The 19,431-nt window shown below is 39.6% G+C and carries 21 protein-coding genes; 9 read left to right on the forward strand and 12 right to left on the reverse strand.

Annotated features, from left to right (window positions below; all coding sequences use genetic code 11):
• Positions 1-15: 15 nt before the first annotated feature.
• The 5 genes from GJ691_RS09510 to GJ691_RS09530 all read right to left on the reverse strand — a co-directional run bounded on the left by GJ691_RS09510 (position 16) and on the right by GJ691_RS09530 (position 4,503).
• Positions 16-903 carry an arsenite methyltransferase gene (locus tag GJ691_RS09510; protein ID WP_154366253.1) on the reverse strand — a complete coding sequence of 296 codons (888 nt, stop codon included), beginning with the start codon at positions 901-903 and terminating at the stop codon, positions 16-18.
• 45 nt (positions 904-948) lie between these two features.
• The gene (locus GJ691_RS09515; protein ID WP_154366255.1) at positions 949-1,278 is read right to left on the reverse strand and encodes an ArsR/SmtB family transcription factor; all 330 of its coding nucleotides are present in this window, start codon (positions 1,276-1,278) and stop codon (positions 949-951) included.
• Positions 1,279-1,390: 112 nt separating this feature from the next.
• On the reverse strand, positions 1,391-2,116 hold the full coding sequence (locus GJ691_RS09520) for a glutamine amidotransferase (protein WP_154366257.1): 726 nt from the start codon (positions 2,114-2,116) through the stop codon (positions 1,391-1,393).
• Entirely contained in the window at positions 2,113-3,027 is a 915-nt protein-coding gene (locus tag GJ691_RS09525; RefSeq protein ID WP_246200156.1) for an SMP-30/gluconolactonase/LRE family protein, read from the reverse strand. The genes GJ691_RS09520 and GJ691_RS09525 overlap by 4 nt, the downstream gene beginning before the upstream one ends.
• A gap of 6 nt (positions 3,028-3,033) precedes the next feature.
• Complete coding sequence (locus GJ691_RS09530) at positions 3,034-4,503, reverse strand: TolB family protein (RefSeq protein ID WP_246200157.1); 1,470 nt, start codon at positions 4,501-4,503, stop codon at positions 3,034-3,036.
• A 135-nt stretch (positions 4,504-4,638) separates the two neighbouring features.
• Between GJ691_RS09530 and mazG the strand changes: the two genes are divergently transcribed.
• The 5 genes from mazG to GJ691_RS09555 all read left to right on the forward strand — a co-directional run bounded on the left by mazG (position 4,639) and on the right by GJ691_RS09555 (position 9,397).
• On the forward strand, positions 4,639-5,427 hold the full coding sequence (gene mazG / locus GJ691_RS09535; protein ID WP_154366261.1) for a nucleoside triphosphate pyrophosphohydrolase: 789 nt from the start codon (positions 4,639-4,641) through the stop codon (positions 5,425-5,427).
• Positions 5,428-5,560: 133 nt separating this feature from the next.
• Complete coding sequence (locus GJ691_RS09540; RefSeq protein WP_154366263.1) at positions 5,561-6,928, forward strand: MATE family efflux transporter; 1,368 nt, start codon at positions 5,561-5,563, stop codon at positions 6,926-6,928.
• Positions 6,929-6,939: 11 nt separating this feature from the next.
• Positions 6,940-7,167: a hypothetical protein gene (locus GJ691_RS09545; RefSeq protein ID WP_154366265.1), complete on the forward strand. Its 228-nt coding sequence runs from the start codon at positions 6,940-6,942 to the stop codon at positions 7,165-7,167.
• Positions 7,168-7,172: 5 nt separating this feature from the next.
• On the forward strand, positions 7,173-7,742 hold the full coding sequence (locus tag GJ691_RS09550; RefSeq protein WP_154366267.1) for a phosphatase PAP2 family protein: 570 nt from the start codon (positions 7,173-7,175) through the stop codon (positions 7,740-7,742).
• The gene (locus tag GJ691_RS09555; RefSeq protein ID WP_154366269.1) at positions 7,739-9,397 is read left to right on the forward strand and encodes an ArnT family glycosyltransferase; all 1,659 of its coding nucleotides are present in this window, start codon (positions 7,739-7,741) and stop codon (positions 9,395-9,397) included. Before GJ691_RS09550 ends, GJ691_RS09555 begins: the two co-directional genes overlap by 4 nt.
• On the opposite strand, the gene GJ691_RS09560 is transcribed toward GJ691_RS09555, so the two are convergent.
• The 4 genes from GJ691_RS09560 to GJ691_RS09575 form a co-directional block, all read right to left on the reverse strand.
• A complete protein-coding gene (locus tag GJ691_RS09560; RefSeq protein WP_154366271.1) occupies positions 9,391-10,266 on the reverse strand; it encodes a lysylphosphatidylglycerol synthase transmembrane domain-containing protein in 876 nt (291 codons plus the stop codon). The genes GJ691_RS09555 and GJ691_RS09560 overlap by 7 nt on opposite strands.
• A complete protein-coding gene (locus tag GJ691_RS09565; RefSeq protein WP_154366273.1) occupies positions 10,247-11,206 on the reverse strand; it encodes a glycosyltransferase family 2 protein in 960 nt (319 codons plus the stop codon). Before GJ691_RS09565 ends, GJ691_RS09560 begins: the two co-directional genes overlap by 20 nt.
• 170 nt (positions 11,207-11,376) lie before the next feature.
• Positions 11,377-11,937 carry a DUF2911 domain-containing protein gene (locus GJ691_RS09570; protein WP_154366275.1) on the reverse strand — a complete coding sequence of 187 codons (561 nt, stop codon included), beginning with the start codon at positions 11,935-11,937 and terminating at the stop codon, positions 11,377-11,379.
• Between the two features lie 21 nt (positions 11,938-11,958).
• On the reverse strand, positions 11,959-12,867 hold the full coding sequence (locus tag GJ691_RS09575) for an aldose epimerase family protein (protein WP_154366276.1): 909 nt from the start codon (positions 12,865-12,867) through the stop codon (positions 11,959-11,961).
• A 102-nt stretch (positions 12,868-12,969) separates the two neighbouring features.
• Here GJ691_RS09575 and GJ691_RS09580 point away from each other — a divergent pair, with 102 nt between their 5' ends.
• Genes GJ691_RS09580 through GJ691_RS09590 form a run of 3 tightly spaced genes read left to right on the forward strand, consistent with a single transcriptional unit; the run spans position 12,970 to position 15,488 of the window.
• Entirely contained in the window at positions 12,970-13,512 is a 543-nt protein-coding gene (locus tag GJ691_RS09580) for an RNA polymerase sigma factor (protein WP_154366278.1), read from the forward strand.
• Positions 13,496-14,080 (forward strand): hypothetical protein, encoded by a 585-nt coding sequence (locus GJ691_RS09585; protein ID WP_154366280.1) that lies wholly within the window; start codon positions 13,496-13,498, stop codon positions 14,078-14,080. The genes GJ691_RS09580 and GJ691_RS09585 overlap by 17 nt, the downstream gene beginning before the upstream one ends.
• Entirely contained in the window at positions 14,061-15,488 is a 1,428-nt protein-coding gene (locus GJ691_RS09590) for a DUF4097 family beta strand repeat-containing protein (RefSeq protein WP_154366282.1), read from the forward strand. The genes GJ691_RS09585 and GJ691_RS09590 overlap by 20 nt, the downstream gene beginning before the upstream one ends.
• Before the next feature lie 84 nt (positions 15,489-15,572).
• On the opposite strand, the gene GJ691_RS09595 is transcribed toward GJ691_RS09590, so the two are convergent.
• From GJ691_RS09595 to GJ691_RS09605, 3 genes are all read right to left on the reverse strand, one after another.
• Positions 15,573-16,772, reverse strand: a complete 1,200-nt coding sequence (locus tag GJ691_RS09595) for a Gfo/Idh/MocA family protein (RefSeq protein ID WP_154366284.1) — start codon at positions 16,770-16,772, stop codon at positions 15,573-15,575.
• A 312-nt stretch (positions 16,773-17,084) separates the two neighbouring features.
• Positions 17,085-17,762, reverse strand: a complete 678-nt coding sequence (gene msrA, locus GJ691_RS09600) for a peptide-methionine (S)-S-oxide reductase MsrA (RefSeq protein WP_154366287.1) — start codon at positions 17,760-17,762, stop codon at positions 17,085-17,087.
• 82 nt (positions 17,763-17,844) lie between these two features.
• On the reverse strand, positions 17,845-18,564 hold the full coding sequence (locus GJ691_RS09605; RefSeq protein WP_154366289.1) for a dienelactone hydrolase family protein: 720 nt from the start codon (positions 18,562-18,564) through the stop codon (positions 17,845-17,847).
• 295 nt (positions 18,565-18,859) lie between these two features.
• Here GJ691_RS09605 and GJ691_RS09610 point away from each other — a divergent pair, with 295 nt between their 5' ends.
• A complete protein-coding gene (locus GJ691_RS09610; protein WP_154366291.1) occupies positions 18,860-19,066 on the forward strand; it encodes a hypothetical protein in 207 nt (68 codons plus the stop codon).
• The last annotated feature ends 365 nt before the right edge of the window (positions 19,067-19,431 follow it).

The raw sequence follows: 19,431 nt of genomic DNA on the forward strand, positions 1-19,431 counted from the left end.
TATTCTGTTTTACCATTAACAGCAACCGCTATTTGGGTTGCATGATTGTTTTGCTTGAATTTCAGAAAGGTTTATTTTTTCTTTTTCTTGTGGAGTCCCATGTTTTTCAGCATAGACCGTAATACTGAAAATACCGGTTTCACCTTTATTAAAGGTTTTCACCTCTTCTGGGGAAAGATATTTGCCCAAGATATCTTCGGGAATTACTATAGGTTTTTCTTTTTGGATCGTTAAGTTTTGAAAACCTTGATCGATCATTATTTGTAGGTATTCTTTTTTCTGAATCGCACCTGCAACGCAACCGGCATACATTTCGGCATCCTCGCGAAGGGCATCTGGAAGTTCGCCGACCAAAACTATGTCGGAAACACTAAAATGCCCACCGGGTTTTAAAACCCTGTACATTTCGGAAATTACTTTTTTCTTATTGGGAACAAGGTTCAATACACAGTTACTAACAATCACATCGGCAATATTGTCGCTTACGGGCATATCATCAATATCACCCGTTCTGAACTCTACATTGTTATATCCCAATTTTTCAGCATTGATTCTTGCTTTTTCGATCATGATCGGAGTAAAGTCTATTCCGATTACCTTTCCTTCCGCTCCCGTTTCATGTCTAGCTACAAAACAATCATTTCCAGCTCCTGAACCTAAGTCGATAACGGTATCCCCTTTTTTGATTTTTGCGAATTGTGTGGGAAGTCCGCAACCTAGTCCCAAATCGGCTTCTTCGGCATAACCATTGGTTTCTGAATAATCGTCCATCATAATATTGTATACCTTATTTGATGGAGTAGTGGCCCCGCAGCATGAAGATGCATTTTCAGCTTTACCTTGTTCTGCGATTTTTGCATATCGTTCCCTAACGATATTTTTCAATTCTTGTTCTTTTTCCATGTATAATATGTTATTGCGATAAATCGATTGATTAATAAAAAAATATCAGCAACATTTTTTGTTGGCGATATCCTGGTCTAAGAATTGTAACATTACTTTCTTCATATTGGTCCAATTTTCTTCATCGATACAATAGCAGATACTTGTTCCCTCTACATTACCCTTGATTAATCCTAAAAGTTTCAATTCTTTCAAATGTTGTGAAATGGTAGGTTGGGCCAGTCCTATCTCTTCTACCAAATCCCCACAGATACAGCCTTCGATTTTAAACAAATGTTGTAAAATCGCTACTCTTGCAGGGTGTCCAAAAGCTTTGGAAAACAATGCGATTTCATTCTGAAGGTCAGTGAACATTTCAGTTTTCGTTAGTCCCATTTTTTTATTTTATAAGTTCATTGCAATATTACGATTATATATGAAAAGGGCAAAAACTATTGAACTTTTTAACTCATCTTGTTGGTTTAACTCTTCCGTTTGGTAATTAATACTACTTATACCGCTCAACAAAGCGTTTTAAAATAATCTTGGGTATCGGCGTATCGGTCTTTTTAATACGGGTGATCAGATTATTAGCTTCTTCTGCAGGGAAATAACCATGGTTCTTGTAGATATTTATTCGTAATATAAATTCGTTGGCATCGGCCTCGGGATGGAATTGGGTTGCGTAGATATGCTGTTTTATCCGGAACATTTGAATAGGACAGGTTGCTGAGGTAGCCAATAGGACCGCGCCTGGAGGTATGTCATCACATGCTTCTTTATGGCCTACTAGAGCGGAAAAAGTCTCAGGAAGGTTTTTGAGGAGGGGGTCTTCCTTCCCTTCTTCCGTAATCCTTACCTCAACGCTGCCTATTGGTTCTGAAAAGGTAGTTGAAATGGCGGCTCCACAATAATTACCCAAAAGGCCATTGCCGGAGCATGCCCCAAGAAAAGGAAAATCCCTATCAACAATATCATCGAAAAGGGTTTTGAAAAAGGCTTCAATGTTTTTTTGAACAAGACTTTTTTGAAGGGAAGGTGTACTTATATCGAACGGACTGCCTCCTACAATGATTCCTGTATAATCGTTCAGGTCAATTACTGGAATGGCTTTTTCCAAGCGAATACGCTCTACATCATTGGGACTCAATCCACCCACCTGCAAAATAGCATTAAACTCACTATCGGCGGTTTCGTCCTCGGGACGAAGCTGTAAAATAAGCAACTTTTTCAATAGGCTCCCTTTACATTCATATCCAGAATATAAACCGAATTCATGGCCGTAATAAAGAGCTTATTATGTTCTTTGCCACCGAAGGTTACGTTCGCTGTCCATTTTTGGTCAATGGGGATATGGAGGATCTTATCGCCTTTTGTATTGAAAACGGTAACGCCATCGCCTGTGAGATATACATTTCCTTTGTGGTCCAATGTCATTCCATCGGAACCCATGGCGGTAAAAAGTTTTTTATCGGTTAGACTACCGTTCTCATTAATCGTATAGGAATAGGTCTTATCGTCTCCGATGTCCGCAATATAGAGGGTTTTGCCATCAGGGCTCCCGATTATGCCATTAGGGCGTACAAAACCATCGGCAACGATACTAAGGTCCTTTCTGTCAGGGGTCAGATAATAAACCCTACTGGCTGCTTGTTCCGGTTCCTCATGTGTCCACCATGGTCTTTTATAAAATGGATCGGTAAGGTAAATTCCACCTTTGGGGTCGATCCATAGGTCATTGGGGCCATTCATTTTTTTATTGTCGAAACCATTGACCAAGACGGTTATATTCTTTTGTTCGTCAATGCGCCATAGTTCGTTCTTTTCATCGGCACAGGCGATAAGATTACCCTCATGGTCAAAATAGAGTCCGTTTGAACGTCCTGAGGGTTTTAAGAAAACTTCCAAGGTGTTATCACTTGCAGACCATTTAATGATTTGGTCGTTGGGTTGGTCGGTAAAAAACACATTGCCTTCCTTGTCGGCAGCTGGACCTTCGGTGAATTCATAAGCAGATGCGATTAAAACAGGTTTCGCGTCATTGGCTATAATCGAATTTTCTTGGGAAGTGGCGGAAAAGCACGCAAACAAAAGAAAAAGTAATCCGTACGGCATACGGGAAGAAAGGATTTTAAAGGTTTTCATCGTTTTTTATTTAACAGGATGATAACTCACAAATGCCAATTTTTGGCTATCGGGTGACCAAGAAGGTACGTTTATGGTTCCCTGACCTCCGAACAACTTCGCCAAGATAATTACTTCCTTGGTTTTTAAGTTCATCAATCGCAGCATAACATCCTTATTGGGAGGGTGTGCACCTGCCGGCACATCGGTATTGAAAGAGACATAAGCTATCCATTTGCCATCAGGGGAAGGGTGGGCAAACCAATCGTTGTAATCGTCCGTTGTAATTTGCTCCTGATTGGATCCATCGGTTTTCATCCGCCAGATTTGCATGGTACCCGTTCGTGTGGAATTGAAATAGATATACTGGCCATCAGGGGAATAATCCGGGCCATCATCTAGTCCTTCAGCTGAGGTCAGGCGTATTTCTTTTCCTCCTTCAAAAGGAATAGTATAAATATCATAATTGCCATTGCGCTCGGCACAATAGGCTAAAGTTTTCCCATCGGGAGACCAACCATGCCAGTATGAAGGGGCAAGGGGAGTTATTTTTTCAGGTTTTCCGCCTTCAATAGGAAAGGAATAGATCATTGAGTTCCCGGTTTCCGTTTGGTCACTGATGACCATTTGCGTACCGTCCGGGGATATACCATGGTCATTATTGATTTTTTTGGCAAATCCAGTTGGGATCATTTGCGGTGTACCCCCTTCAATATTGATTTTGTATAGAAGTCCGTCACTATTATAAATCAATCTTTTCCCATCCGGTGTCCAATTGGGGGCTTCGATATGGCTTTTGGTATGGTATATTTCACTTCGGTTCAAGGAAGCAATATCGAGGATTTCCAAGCTGCTTTCAACCTTCGTGACCGTATCGATTGCCTTTAAGTTTTCCTTGATCACAACGTTCTTGAATTTTATGGTTTCAAGAACCTCATTGTTATGGGAACAAACACCGAGGCCTACATAAAAAGGGGCGGTAAGTTCCAATCGCAGGGATCCACCCGTAATTTCCAGCTCTTTTTTCGTTGAACCGGTGTACATGGTAAAGTAATTCCCGACTTTTTTTAATTGGATTTTAATAGGGGCCAAATGATTGCTTTTTATTTCATGGGTCATTCCTCCCTTGGCTTCCCTAAACTGCATAGCAGTGAGGCCGTCGCCATGAAGGGCAATATCGACATAAGGGGCATCGGGTTCTAGGTTTTGACGTATCATTAAACAGGCCTTACGGTGGGGGTCAACACCTTCATCCATCATTTCTATGAGGGCGGAGAGGGATACGTTGCCCGACATTTTTTTCCAAACAAAATGGAATTCATCCGTATTGAACCACATATTGGTTCCGCTCCCAGAGATGGTATAGGTGTTGTCAGTTGCACTATAACTTGCCCAACCTTTGTGGTGAACATTGCCGATATCACTGTGATTGTCAAATATTCCCAATTGACCTTGGGAGGGAGATTGCCCAGCTACCATTGTCGTAATAATAACCATAAATATAGTATGAATAGGTTGGAATTTCATTGCTTTCTTGAGATGGATTTGCACGTTATAAGTTAGTTAAAAAATGTGTATTAGGGTCCTTAGAAATAAACTAATTGTATTCGTACTTTTGCCAAAAGCAAATCAATGAATTCTAGAGCACTTCAGTTAAAGGCCTTTGACCGACTATTGACCATAATGGATGAACTTCGTGAGCAATGTCCGTGGGATAAAAAGCAGACCATGCAAACATTGAGGCATCTTACCATTGAAGAAACCTATGAATTAGGGGATGCTATTTTAGAGGACGATTTGGTCGAGGTCAAAAAGGAATTGGGCGATGTTTTGCTTCATATTGTTTTTTATTCAAAAATCGGATCGGAAACCAATGACTTTGATATCGCTGATGTCTGTAATAGTATCTGTGAAAAATTGATCAATAGGCACCCTCATATATATGGCGATGTAACCGTAAAAGATGAGGAGGAGGTAAAACGGAATTGGGAGAACATTAAACTGAAGGAAGGCAAGAAAAGCGTTCTGGAAGGCGTGCCAAAAGGTTTGCCAGCTTTGGTGAAGGCAAATCGTGTACAGGATAAGGTCGCTGGCGTTGGTTTTGATTGGGAGAAACCCGAACAGGTCTTCGAAAAGGTACAAGAGGAACTTTCCGAATTACAATCGGAAATAAAATCGGGAAATGCCGATAAGATGGAGGCCGAGTTTGGCGATGTATTGTTCTCCATGATCAATTATGCACGTTTTCTCAACGTAAATCCAGAGAATGCCTTGGAGCGTACCAATAAGAAATTCATCGGCCGATTCCAATATTTGGAGTCCAAAGCCAAGGAAGCGGGGAAATCTTTGAAGGACATGACCCTTGGTGAAATGGATGTCTTTTGGGAAGAAGCCAAAAGCGCTTTGGAAAGGCCATCTTAGTCGATATTTTTAAAGGGAGGTCAAAAAACACCCGTTATGCGGTCAATATCCCAATTATCCTGTTAACGATAGGGTCATACCCTGACCAAAGGACGCTTCACGCATTACCAATAATTTATAACCATAGATTACCTTGTTAAAACAATATACCAAAGAATTCAAATACAATATCAGATTGTCTGTTCCTGTCATACTGGGCATGTTAGGGCACACCTTTGTAGCCTTAGCGGATAATATAATGGTCGGCCAATTGGGGACCGCGGAATTGGCAGCAGTCTCCTTGGGAAATAGCTTTGTGTTTATTGCCATGTCGTTCGGTATTGGTTTTTCCACATCGATTACACCCTTGGTCGCCGAAGCTGATGGGGGTGGAAATAAGGCTGATGCAAAAAGCGCTTTAAAACATGGCTTGGTGTTATGTACGGCCTTGGGATTGTCGCTATTCGCAATCATTCTATTGTTAAAACCCCTCATTCATATGATGAGGCAGCCACCTGAGGTGGTTGACTTGGCAATGCCATATCTTGACCTTGTTGCCTTTTCTTTGGTACCCTTGATTATTTTTCAGGCCTTTAAACAATTTTCTGAAGGATTGTCACAGACAAAATATCCAATGTATGCCACGATAATTGCCAACGTGGTGAATATCACCTTGAATTATTTATTGATTTTCGGTTCTTTAGGATTTCCTAAAATGGGTATCGTAGGGGCTGCCATTGGTACTTTGGTTTCTAGATGTATGATGGTATTGTACATCTGGTTCTTACTTCGGGGCAAAAAGAAATTCCATGATTATGTCACTGGATTCAATTTCAGGAAGATTGAAAAAAAGGTGATGCAAAAAATCATAAGTCTAGGGTTTCCATCGGCGCTTCAAATGTTCTTTGAAGTGGCTATTTTCACTGCTGCGGTTTGGTTGAGTGGGGTGCTGGGGAAAAATGCACAGGCCGCCAACCAAATAGCCTTGAATTTAAGTAGTATGACTTTTATGTTCGGAACGGGACTGGGGGTGGCTGCCATGATTCGGGTAGGTAATCAAAAAGGATTGCGCAATTTCAAGGAATTAAGACGTATAGCCCAATCAATATTTTTATTGACCCTGATCGTGGAAGTTGTTTTTGCCGCTTTATTTTTATGGGGCAGACATTGGTTCCCTACGATTTACCTCGATGTTGACGATGCTCAGAATCTGGCGGACAATACCGAGGTGATTTTCCTTGCGGCCCAATTGTTGTTGGTTGCGGCTTTCTTTCAGATTTCTGACGGAATACAAGTTGTGGTATTAGGAGCCCTCCGCGGTTTGCAAGACGTGAAAGTACCCACTTTGATTACATTTATAGCGTATTGGGTCATTGGTTTCCCAATTTCGTTTTATTATGGATTATATACAGACCTCGGGAGCACGGGTATTTGGATTGGGTTGCTAACAGGTTTGAGCGCATCGGCGATTATGTTGTATCTTCGATTTAATTATCTAACCAAAAAATTGATTACAGATTAATACATAAATACATGGAACTACCAAAATTCATTTTAGGTGATAATACCGATCTTCCCAACGCCATATTCGTAATACATACTGAATATCCTAGGTTCATTATCAATCTTGAGGATGATGAAGTGGAATGGTTTGAGGATTTTGTCAAGGAAGATGAGAAAGACCTGGAATACGAGGCAGAAAGCCTTATAGAAGCAGCTACTGCTTTTTATGACCGTGAAGTGTCCCGCTACCAAGAATAATTCCTATGCTCGACGAACTTATACAGCTGGATAAGGAAGTGTTTCTTTTTCTCAATGGCTTGGGAACCCCGACTTGGGACGGGTTTTGGATGTTCATAACCAATAAATTGAGTTCAATTCCTATTTACCTCGTACTGCTCATTTTGGCATACCGCCAATTAGGATTAAGAAAGATGTTCGTTGTATTGGCCACCGTTGCCATTTTGATATTGGTCAGTGATCAATTGGCGAATTTCTTCAAATATGGGGTTCAACGGCTTAGGCCTTGTTATGATCCAGAGGTTAGTAGCCTTATGCGTTTGGTCAAGAATTCGTGTGGTGGCAAGTTCGGGTATTTTTCTGCCCATGCTGCCAACTCATTCGCGGTGGCCTATCTCTTTACTTTTTTATTAAAACCGAAATTCAGGTTCATAGGAATCTTTTTATTCCTTTGGGCATTGATGGTGGCATATAGCCGAATATATATTGGAGTACATTTTCCGTTGGATGTGTTCACGGGCATCGTTATAGGTTTAGGTATGAGTTGGCTATTTACAAAGTTGTATATCTTTGCACTTCATAAATTTCAATTATGATTTCAAATACCAGATATTGGTTTTTGTTGATTCTTATAGTTCTGGTATATGTTGCCGGAATGTTCGTAACCCTTTTTGAAAACGATTCGGCACAGTTCGCTGTTATGGCCATGCGTATGGTCCAGGAGAATGATTTTTTGAGTCTTTTCAAAGGTCCGGAAGAATATTTGGACAAGCCGCATATGCATTATTGGTTGGCGGCTCTATCCTTTAAGATTTTCGGTTTGCATGATTGGGCCTATAGAATACCTGGAATATTGGCGACCTTATTAGGGGCATATAGCTGTTTTGGCTTAGGCCGGTTGCTTTACGATAATAGGGTAGGCAAGATAGCAGCCTTGATTTTTATGACCAGTCAGACAATCGTATTGGGAGCCATTGATGTTCGTACCGATGCCGTGTTGACCGGTTTTGCGGTTTTCGCCATTTGGCATTTGGCGGCCTATATTGAAAAAAATTCCCTAAAACATATGGTTTTGGGTGCTTTTGGGGCTGCAATCGCATTTTCAACCAAAGGACAAATCGCACTTTTGGTCATTGGCCTACCTATACTCTGTCATTTGGGTTACACTCGAAAATGGAAAATGTTCCTTAATTGGAGGGTAATTATAGGACTATTGGTTTTTGCCCTTTTCATAACCCCCATGTTGTATGCGTATTATCACCAATTTGATTTGCATCCAGAAAAAATCATAAGGGGTAAAGGCAATAGGAGTGGTCTCTTCTTTATATTCTGGGAACAGAGCTTTGAACGTTTGAGCGGAGAAGGTGTAGGTAAGAACAGTAGTGATTATTTTTTCTTTTTCCATACATTCCTTTGGGTATTTCTGCCTTGGACTATCATTGGTTTGGTGGCCTATTGGCAAAAGGCCAAATCGATGGTGAAATCGAAATTTAAGTACGTGGCTGGTCAGGAATTTTTGACTTTGGGCGGAATTACATTGATTTTCATTATAATCAGTTTTGCGCAGTTCAAATTACCGCATTACCTGAATATTACGATACCATTGTTCGCAGTGCTTTCCGCAGGGTATTTATTCGGTTTGTATACCGATAAGAAGAAAAAGCTGAAAAAGATATTGTTGGGCTTTCAGTATTTTATTCTCGGGGTAGTATTCATCGCCGCTATTTTGATCTATTTTTATGTGTTCAAGACCGAGTCGTGTTATAGCTATATCTGGCAATCGGCCATAGGTGTTTTCATTATTTATTATTGCCTAAAGCATGAGTTTTATTTTTATAAGATAATTACTATAGGAGCGATAAGTTCCGTTCTATTGAATGGGGTATTGAACATGCATTTTTATCCTTCCTTGTTGGAATACCAAGCAGGATCAACCATGGCTAAGACCATTGAGAAGAATAATATAGACACGGATAATATTTATAAGATTTCCCAAGCACATACATGGGCGTTGGATTTTTACAACCAAGAACCGGTAAAAATTGCATCGGTAGGTGATTTAAAATATCGCAAGGATATTTGGGTGTATGCCAGCGACAAGGAATTGGATATACTGAAGGATTCCGGTTTCGATTGGGATAGGCAATTGACCGAAAAACAATTTCGAATAACGAGGTTGCAGGGAAAGTTCCTAAATCCCAATACCCGAAAGAAAGTGCTCAATAAAATGCATTTGGTGCATATTTATTGATCTGCCGTTTTCAGTTTTATTTTTTTAAAGTGATAGAAGATTCCGAAAAGTGAAACCAAAGCGGTAATCAGAAAGAACACCATACTTACACTTATCGATGTGTTTTCATTTAATGCGAGAAGGGTCGCCCCATAAAAGAAGGTCACTTCACGACTTCCGATACCACCGATAGTCAACGGTAATACCGATACGATTGATGAGATTAAAAAGATGAAGAGGTAAGGAATGCTGTTCGTATCGATTTTAAGCGCGAGTAAAATAAAAACTACACAGATCAATTGGGCCAATTGTACTAGTGCGGATAGACCAAAAGATTTCCAAAAAACAGGTAAGACAAAATTGAAAAAACGTTTGTTAAGGAACCAAAAAACTACAATCGATAAGACACTTAGTATCCCTATGGGAATATCGTAAGTGTTGAGCCAGGTGTTCTCCAAAAGTATTCCCAAAATACAAGCGTAGATGAATAACAATAACAAGCCACTAAGTCTGTCAAGCACCAGCACCGAAACGACTTTTTTCGTACCCACTTCGAATTCTTTTTTTATAAGATATCCCTTGTAGGCGTCACCACCTATTCCGCCAGGAAGAAAAAGGTTGTAGAACATGCCCAAAAGGTATAATTCAAGATTGCTTTTTTGGGTGAGTTTTACGTCAAGCTCGTGAAAATACAGGTTAAGACGAACAGATGCCAAAATCTTGGATGTTATAAAAAATAGAATCGCCGCGATTAAATAAACAAAGTCCGAATTCTTTACAATCTGAAGGACTTCTTTAAAGTCGACCTTCGTAAAGATGAAATAGATAAGAATTACACTTATGGCAATTTTAGCTATTGTTATCAGTTTTTTACGCAATCCCGTCTCCAACCGTTACTTTTTTAATTCTGTAAGGTCTTTTCTTTTGTGACTCGTAATAAGTGCGTATTAGGAGTTCCATAACAATACCTATGGTAAAGACCTGGATGCCTGCCAAAATGAACATAAGTCCGAAAATCAAAAGCGGGCGTGTCCCAATATCTTCTCCAAAACCATATTTTACAATAAGTAAGTAAATGTTTATACCTACTCCCAAAAGAATCATCAAAAAGCCGAAAATTCCGAATAAGTGAATCGGTCTTTGAAAATATTTTCGGATAAAGAGAAGTAACATCATGTCTGCCACGACTTTGAAAACACGCTCCAGTCCGTATTTTGAAACCCCGGCATTTCGGGCATGGTGTTTTACGGGTACTTGTTTTATCTGTGCGCCTTCCAAATGGGCGAGTAGGGTTATGAAACGGTGCATTTCCCCGTAAAGGTTCAAATCTTTTGCTATATCCCTTGTGAATACTTTTAGGGCGCAACCATTATCTTTTATGTCCAATTTGGTAACCCTCCGAACCAAGAAATTGGCAATCTTTGATGGAATTTTTTTGACCAAGGAGTCTTTTCTCTTTTGCCTGATTCCGGTGATTACATCATATTCATCATTTACGGCATATGCCAACATTTCAGGAATATCACTAGGGTCATTCTGTAAATCCCCGTCCATGGTTATGATATATTCCCCTTCGGCATAATCTAACCCAGCTGCCAAGGCCAGACTTTGGCCATAGTTTTTCTTTAGTTCAATTAGATGAACCTTGTCATCATTCATGTTTTTGACCACCTTACGGGTATCGTCTGTAGAGAAGTCGTCTATGTAGATGATTTGGTATTGGTAACCAACAAGACTTTCATGGATCTTTTGGGTCAATAAGACCACATTATCCTCTTCATTATAAAGAGGAACAACAATAGAAAGTAAAGAATCTGTGATAGGTTGCATGCCGTTGATTTATGATGGCGCAAATTTATGCTTTTTATTAGTGAAACCCTATTCTCCCCATTTATCTTTAAAAGGGTGGGTCAAATGAAAGCACTTGATCTTCTTAGGACATAGATTCATACCCGCAAAGTGATGTCTTTTAAGGTCTTGTTGGAATTACCATGTTTAAATTATTCATTAATGGGCACTTTTATTTTGGTTCTGTCCCATGAAAGAACAAGGTATAATTGTTCGCTGTCCTCGAATGTAATGGAGAGTTGTTCTTGAACAGTGGTCGTTTGCTCTGAAGGTACTTGGACTACAACAACATCGGTTTCAGGGTTTCTTGTCGTTTCCTTACCGCCACTTAGGATGGTAACACCCCAATCGGGGATTTCATTGTTGAAGATAACCTTCCAGCTATCCTTTCCGGGTTGGGTCCAAAAAGAATATGTTCCTGCAGCTAGGGTTTTATCAATGATCTTAATGTCCTTGGCCGTACTGAACGTAGTTGGTTCATTGGCACCTGTACGCCATACTGCATCGTAGGGAACCAGTTCGCCGAAAATAATACGGTCCTTTTTAAAAGGTCCTGAATAATTGATAGAAAGGTCCATTCCGTTTTTTGTATAGGAATTCGTGATTTCTGGACTATTTTTTTTGGTCTGCTCTTTCATATATGGCATGCCGACAAAAATGACCAAAGCCACCAATGCTATTAGGATGAGTAATACCCATTTAATTTTTTTCATCTTGTTTTTTTGAAATCCCTTCTAAGTTACTAAATCAAACTTAAAGACAGATGCATTTCGATAGGTTTCATTGGGCCGAAGCACACTACTGGGGAAATTGGGTTGATTGGGGGCGTCTGGAAAATTCTGGGTTTCGAAACAAATGGCAGGGAAATCCTTTGGTGTATAAACGACCAATCCACGTTGGTTGGTGTTTACTTCCATTGAAATTCCTGATTTTTTGGAATATACCATAGCTGCGAAACTGCTCTCGTCATTTGTGGCAAACGGAGTATCAAATCTCGTTTTTCCTATTTGACGCTCGGAACTAAAATCTTTCTCAGTACCCTTTACTGGTATTAATTTTCCTGTTGGTAATAGATTTTTATGGGTCTCTACGATTTTAGGGCAATTCAGCTTAAGAAAATAATGGTCAATACTGTTTTCACCGTCCAGCTTAAAATAAGAATGGTTGGTCAGGTTCACGACTGTTGAAAGGTCGGTCTTGGCCTCGTGGATAATGTAAAGCTCGTTGTTCTTTATTTTGTAGGTTACGGAGGCTTTTAAATTTCCGGGGTAACCCTCCTCTAAATGTTTGCTGAAGTATGAAAGCCGAACAAAGGGTTCATCTCCATGGTGTACTTCTTCAATTGTCCAATATTTTTTACCGAAACCTTGTCGGCCACCATGTAAATGAATACCATCAATGGTCGGCAAAAGGTAGTTCTTGAAATCAAGGGTGAAACCACCGTTGGCGATACGTCCGGCATATCTCCCTACGCATGCCCCTAAAGAAGCCGTGTCGTAGGGATATTTACTCGGAAAGTCATATCCTACGACCACATTCGTATATCTGCCTTCATCATCTTTCACCAATAATTTTTGGATAATCGCACCATAATCCAATACGATCAAGGTGATGAAAGGGTTGCTTATCGTAACTTGTTTCAAGAAAATTGAATTTTAAGTAGCAAAATTAACTGTTTTTGCAACATTGACCTATTAATATCGTCCTTAGGGAAACAAACGAATAAAACCAACACCGAGCACATAATGTTTCATATTGATGTGGTAGAAAAATGCAAGGCCAATAACCGGAAGGCCCAAATGCAACTTTACAAACAATATTGTGAGGGCATGTTCTGTGTGGCCATGCGCTATGTTCAAAATGCGGACGATGCCGAGGATGTTATCCAGGAGGCATTTATAAAAGCATTCCAGAAAATACATCAATTTAAAGGAGAGGTGACTTTTGGGGCCTGGTTAAAAAGGATCGTCATAAATAAGAGTATTGATTTTTTAAAAGCCAAACGACAACGTTGGGTGGAGTTGGATGAGAATATGTTAGAGATTTCAAGAGAAGATGATTGGACTGTAGATAATGAAATCGGCATTGATCAAGTGAAATCGGCAATAAGCCAACTGCCCGAGAAATATAAATATGTAGTACTGATGTTCTTGATCGAAGGTTTTGATCATAAAGAAATCTCACAGGTCTTAAAGTTGACCGAGACCACTAGTAGAACACGATTATTACGGGGCAAAAGCTATTTAAAAGAATTATTAAAAGAAAAGACCAATGGCACAAGACCTTAGAAAGTTATTCGAAGAGGAACAACGTAAAGAGCACTTTGTTATGAACAGGGGGCATGAGAAACGGTTTATGGATCGTTTGGATAAGGAGCTCAGGCAAGATAAGAAACCATCCTTCTTTTTTCTCAAGATAGCCGCCACCATTCTTGTCTTAATAGGTTTGGGCACTATGTTTTTTATCCAAAGAAACAAAGCGAACATTCCCACTACGGTTGTAGATAAGAACACGAACGTAGAAAATAAGACCGGTATTTCTTTGGGAGACCTTTCCCCCGATTTAAAAAAAGTCGAAAGTTATTACGTAGCCCATATTAACCTTGAATTGGCAAAATTGGCGGTTTCCGATGACAATAAGGAGGTCGTGGATGGTTATATGGAACGTTTGGCCGACCTGAATTCGGAATATAAGAACTTAACGACCGAGCTCAACCAAATCGGACCTAATGATCAGACCATTTCCGCACTTATAAAAAACCTACAGATGCGCTTACAATTATTACAACAATTAAAAATGAAGTTGAACGAATTACAATCATCAAAAAACGAGCAGTATGAAACCAATGCAATTTAAATCGATTGCCATGATCTTTCTCCTTTTAACACTGGGGATTTACGGGCAAGAAAAACAGAAGACCATTAATGAGGTGTTCAATGTAAATTCAGAAACAGTTCTCGATATCAATACCAGTAATGTAGATATTGAATTCGAGACTTGGAATAAGGACCAAATTGCCATAACGGCGACCATTGTCCTCGATGGGGCAACGGAAGAAGAAGCATCCGAGTACTTTGATCAAGATGCTATCGAAATTGTCGGTAACAGTAAAAAGGTATCTATTACAACCGGAGTTGAAAACACCTGGTTTATTAAACACTCCGTTGGTGGATTGGAGCATCTTAATATAGAGATTCCCGATTTTGAGTTTGAGATGCCCGAAATTCCAGAGGTGCCGGAGATGCCAGAAATGCATTTGGATTTATCCGATATGCCGATGCCTCCTGTCCCCGAGGTTGAGTTTGATTATGAGGCTTATGAAAAGGAGGGTGAAAAATACCTTGAAAAATGGCAAAAGAAGTTTGAAAAGGGTTTTGATAAGGAATATGAGAAAAAGATGGAAGCATGGGGAGCTAAGATGGAAGCAAGGCAGGCCGCCATGGCAAAACGCCGTGAAGCGATGATGGAGAAAAGGGCCGAAGCTCACGAAAAGCGAATGGAGGTTAGGGAAGAGGCCATGGAAAAACGTGCTGAACAAATGGAAGAGCGAGCAAAAGAGATGGAAGAACGCCGAGAACGGATTATTGAAAAGCGGGAATTACATGCAAATGAACCCCATATTTTTTATTATTCCACCGATAGGGGCAATAAACGGTTCAAGGTGAAAAAGACCATTAAAATTAAAATGCCGAAGGGAACAAAGATCAATATGAACGTACGCCATGGAGCCGTGAAATTAGCAGAGAATACAAAAAACATCAATGCAAGGTTGTCATATTCCACTTTATGGGCCACGACCATAGATGGGGAAGAAACCACGATAACCACTTCGTATTCGCCAGTGCAGGTAGAAAGATGGAACTGTGGGTTGTTACAGACTTCCTATTCTGAAAAAGTGGATTTGAACGAGGTGCTTAACTTAAGGTTAAGCACCACATCTTCGGATGTTAAGATCCATAGGTTGTTGGAATCTGCGATAATCGACAATAAAATGGGTCCGATTATGATAGACTGGGTTTCCAATGATTTCAAGGATATTGATATATCCTTACAGAATGGCGAGTTAAGGTGCAATTTGCCAAAAACCGATTTTGTGATTGCGGCAAAAAGTACGCGTTCTAAATTAACGTACCCCCAAAACCTAAAGTTGAACACAAGAAAAGAGAATAATACCGTTTTTTACGAGGGATATCAAAAGAAGGGGAATAGTGCCCGATCAATAAAAATCAATTCAAAATATAGCGATGTGGTCTTAAAGGAATAATCACCATTAGCTACGTTTCAAAATCAACCCAAATCTATCTTATAAATTTCCTATTCCCATACTTCATCCAATAAGAACCTTTCATTAAATCGCTTGAACACTAGGAAGTTTTTTCCAATGTACGATTTCTTCGTTATACATGGCATCAAGTCCCATTTGAACACAAATTGCGGCATTCGCCCCTGTGGTAATGTTGGAAACCGGATCTGTATTGTTTTGAATACTATCCCTAAAATCATGTAATGCCTGTTTACTGGCATCCTCATGTTCAATATTAAGTGCATAGCCTTTTCCTTCATCCCATTTTACGGTAGCTCCGGAAACACCATCCACTTCTCCCAATTCTTTATTTTTCTTTCCTTCAGGGTAAAACCAAGCTTTGGCATAATCCAGGACAATGGTGCCTTTGTCACCGATGGCCTTAATTTGATAACCGTCCATGGCATTACTGGTTAAGCAAGTAAAGGTGGCTTTTACACCACTGGGGTAGGAGTATAGCAGGTGGATATTGTCATAGGTTTCGCGCCCATCTTTCCAATAATCAACGCCACCCATTCCCACAACTTTATCTGGAGTGGATTCGGTTACCCAATTTGCAAAATCGATTTGATGTGAGCAAAGCTCAGCGGCCAATCCGCCAGAGAATTCACGGTACATTCGCCAGTTTATAGCGCGTTCCAATTCAGGACTCGGAACTTCCCGTCTCCAATTCCCGTTTCTGTTCCATTGGCATTCAAAGGCGGCAATCTTGCCGATCATTCCTTTTTTTATCATTTTGACCACATGGGTATATAATCTTGAACTGTGGTATTGATGTCCCGTCTGGAATATCTTATTAGAGGATTTTACTTTCGCGGCTAGGTGTTCAATACCGTCGTATCCTTTCGCCATTGTTTTTTCACAATACACATGTTTGCCAGCATCCAATGCGTCCATTGCGATTTTTGAGTGGGTATTCAAAGGGGTAGAGACCAAAACGGCATCAATATCGGGATTGTCCAAAAGCTTGCGGTAATCCTTATAACCTTGGGCTTTTCCTTCTACTTTGCTGAGTCCGTTCTCTAAACGGAATGGCAGGGTGTCACAACAGGCGATAACATTGAATTTGTCCAATTCATTTATAAGTGGCGTAAGTCCTGTTCCACGGTCACCAGTACCGATAATCCCAATGTTTACCGTGTCATTGGCACCCCTGAAATTATTGATGTTTCCGAATATTGATGACGATGTGGCCACTGCTGCAGTCGCCAAACTACTTTTAACTACAAATTCCCTGCGTTTCATGTATTACAATTTTGCTTAAATGCTTATTTGAAATTCCTTTTTCCTGTTTTATATAGCTTTTGATTACTTAAAGCATCAGGTTTTACTGATTGTTATTTTGTTTTATTTGGTTATGAAGAATTCTTTTCCATTTTAGAATGAATGAAAAAGGGCGTTTCCATTTCTGACAGATTTGGGCCGGGTGATTTGGGTTTGCGGTTTTCCATCGGAGAATCAATGATTGATGCCTTAAAGGTAGTGGCTTAAACTCAAAAATAAAAAAAAGCGACCCGTTAAAGTCACTTTTATATTCATTCAGGTAAAACTGATATTTCAATGTCCTCCTTTTTTCATCAATTCGGGATATTTTGCTTTGAACCTTTTGTATCTTGGAATGGAAATATTGATGATATAAGGGTTGTTCGGATTTAATTTTTCATAATCTTGATGGTAATCTTCAGCGTCATAGAATTTGCGGAATTTTTCAACTTGTGTGACTATTGGTGAATTGTATACCTTATCTTTTTTCAATTGCTCTATATAGTTTTCGATAATCTTTTTTTCTTCCTCATTGGAGTAAAAAGCTATGGAGCGGTACTGGGCGCCATGGTCGGGTCCTTGGCGGTTTAGTGTTGTTGGGTCATGGGAACCGAAGAATACTACGACCAAGGTTTTAAAATCGACAACTTTTGGATCGTAATAAACCTTTACGGCCTCTGCATGGGTGGTAAGTCCGCGACCAACTTGTTCATAGGTAGGGTTTTTTTCGCTTCCACCGGAATAACCGGAAATCACTTCTTTTACACCTATAACATCTTCATAAATGGCCTCTACGCACCAAAAACAGCCGCTGGCGAAATAAGCAACCTCATATTTTTGTAGATTATCAGGTGTTGGTTTACTTATTGTTTGGGCGTTGGGAGGGTCATGTGCTTGTTTACTTTTCTTTACGTTGGATTCACAGCTGGTAGAGAATAAAATGGTAAGTGTCAAAAGGATCGATTTTATCATAGTGTATCTTTTTTTTCTTTAGTTGTTGAATTTGATGGTAACTTACAAAGTCAAGATTCATTACAGCAATGCCATAGTATGTTCAATCAAAAATCTCTTTGAAAAAAGAGGTCATTGCATGCCACGATCGCTTATTGGATTTTGGTTGAAAAAACAACCCTTTTTCGGGGAATTTGGCTTTGGGGTTCGTAAAAGCATGCCCTGTACGACCGTAAACATGAACACTCCAGTCGGCAGCAAGTCCGTTCATCTCTTGGGAGAGTTTGACCATGTCATCGGGTAAGGCCATAGGGTCTTCCCAGCCATGTAATACGAGTATCGCACTTTTTATTTTCTTATTCGGATGTGGGTTTGGGGGATCCAACAATCCATGAAAACTTACTACCCCTTTTATGTCGGATCCTGAACGGGCAAGATCCAAGACACATTTGCCACCGAAACAGAATCCTATAGCTCCGATTTTTGAAGCATTCACCATCCCATGTTTTTTCAATGTATTGACCGCCAATAACATTCGGGATAGTAATAATGGCCTGTTTTGGTCAAGTTCATCCATTAGTTTTTGTGCCTCTTCAGGACCGTTGGCCCTTCGTCCTTTGCCATAATTGTCTATAGCGAACCCAACATAACCTAATTTGGCCAATGCTTCGGCTTTTTGAACTTCAAATTCTGATTGGCCACTCCACATATGGGAAACCAAAATGCCCGGTTTTTGTTCCGTATACGAATCATCCCAAGCAATCACCCCTTCAAATTCATTGTTCAGGGCATCTTTATAGGTTAGCTTTTCCTTTATGATCATGAAATTGGTTTTTAAGAGAGTGAAATATAGAATAAAGTTGTTTTTATAGGCGTTGGTTTTTTCTTAAAAAATTGATGTTTATTACGTTTTTTTCAGTCAATTATGTTATAAATTTCTTAAAATTAGGATAAATAGGGCTATTGTTCATGAATACTTAATAACTATTTTGGTAATTGTTATGTTTTAGATATTTTTTGCTGTACGTTCGGCCTTTGTTTTACGACTACTATGCTACGGTGAGAGAAGTATGGAGAAAAGGAAGCACCTAACATTAACTTAGAATTTAATTAAAATTATGGGAAGACCCGCAACGAAACCGACGGAATTAAGAGACGGCTTTTATATAGAAATCAGAAATAGAGGATCAAAGACCGGAGTTAAAATCCGACGGGATACAAAGGAACAAATGCTTATGGCCATTAAAGAGTATGAGGCATCAAAAGATGTGGTTGTTATAGGCGAAGTAAGTAAAGGTAAGATTTTGGACAATGCGGTAAAATAAGACCGGTTTTCATTTCTTTATCGGATTTTCAAAATCCCGATCCATTAAAAAGTCCCTTTAAATTACAAAGTATCAAAAATTGATTTTAAGTGCTGTGATGTTCAATGGACATTTTCAGCACTTAATCCTTTTTGTGCTATACCCAAATAAAGTGTATTGGTATTCATTCTAGGATATATGCACTTCCTCTAATAGTTTTTGTTTTGTAAGCCTAATGTTTCTTAAAAGGGAAGCGAACTTTTGTGGTTTATTCTGAATGAACACGATTTTCCGGAGCATTACATTTAGAGTGCCTTTCGAGAATTTAAATGGTTTATGTTTATAACACCTTAGAATATCGATGAGATGGATTATTCGCTTAAAAA

The organism is Maribacter luteus, assembly GCF_009674825.1.
GTDB classification, from domain to species: Bacteria; Bacteroidota; Bacteroidia; order Flavobacteriales; family Flavobacteriaceae; genus Maribacter_A; species Maribacter_A luteus.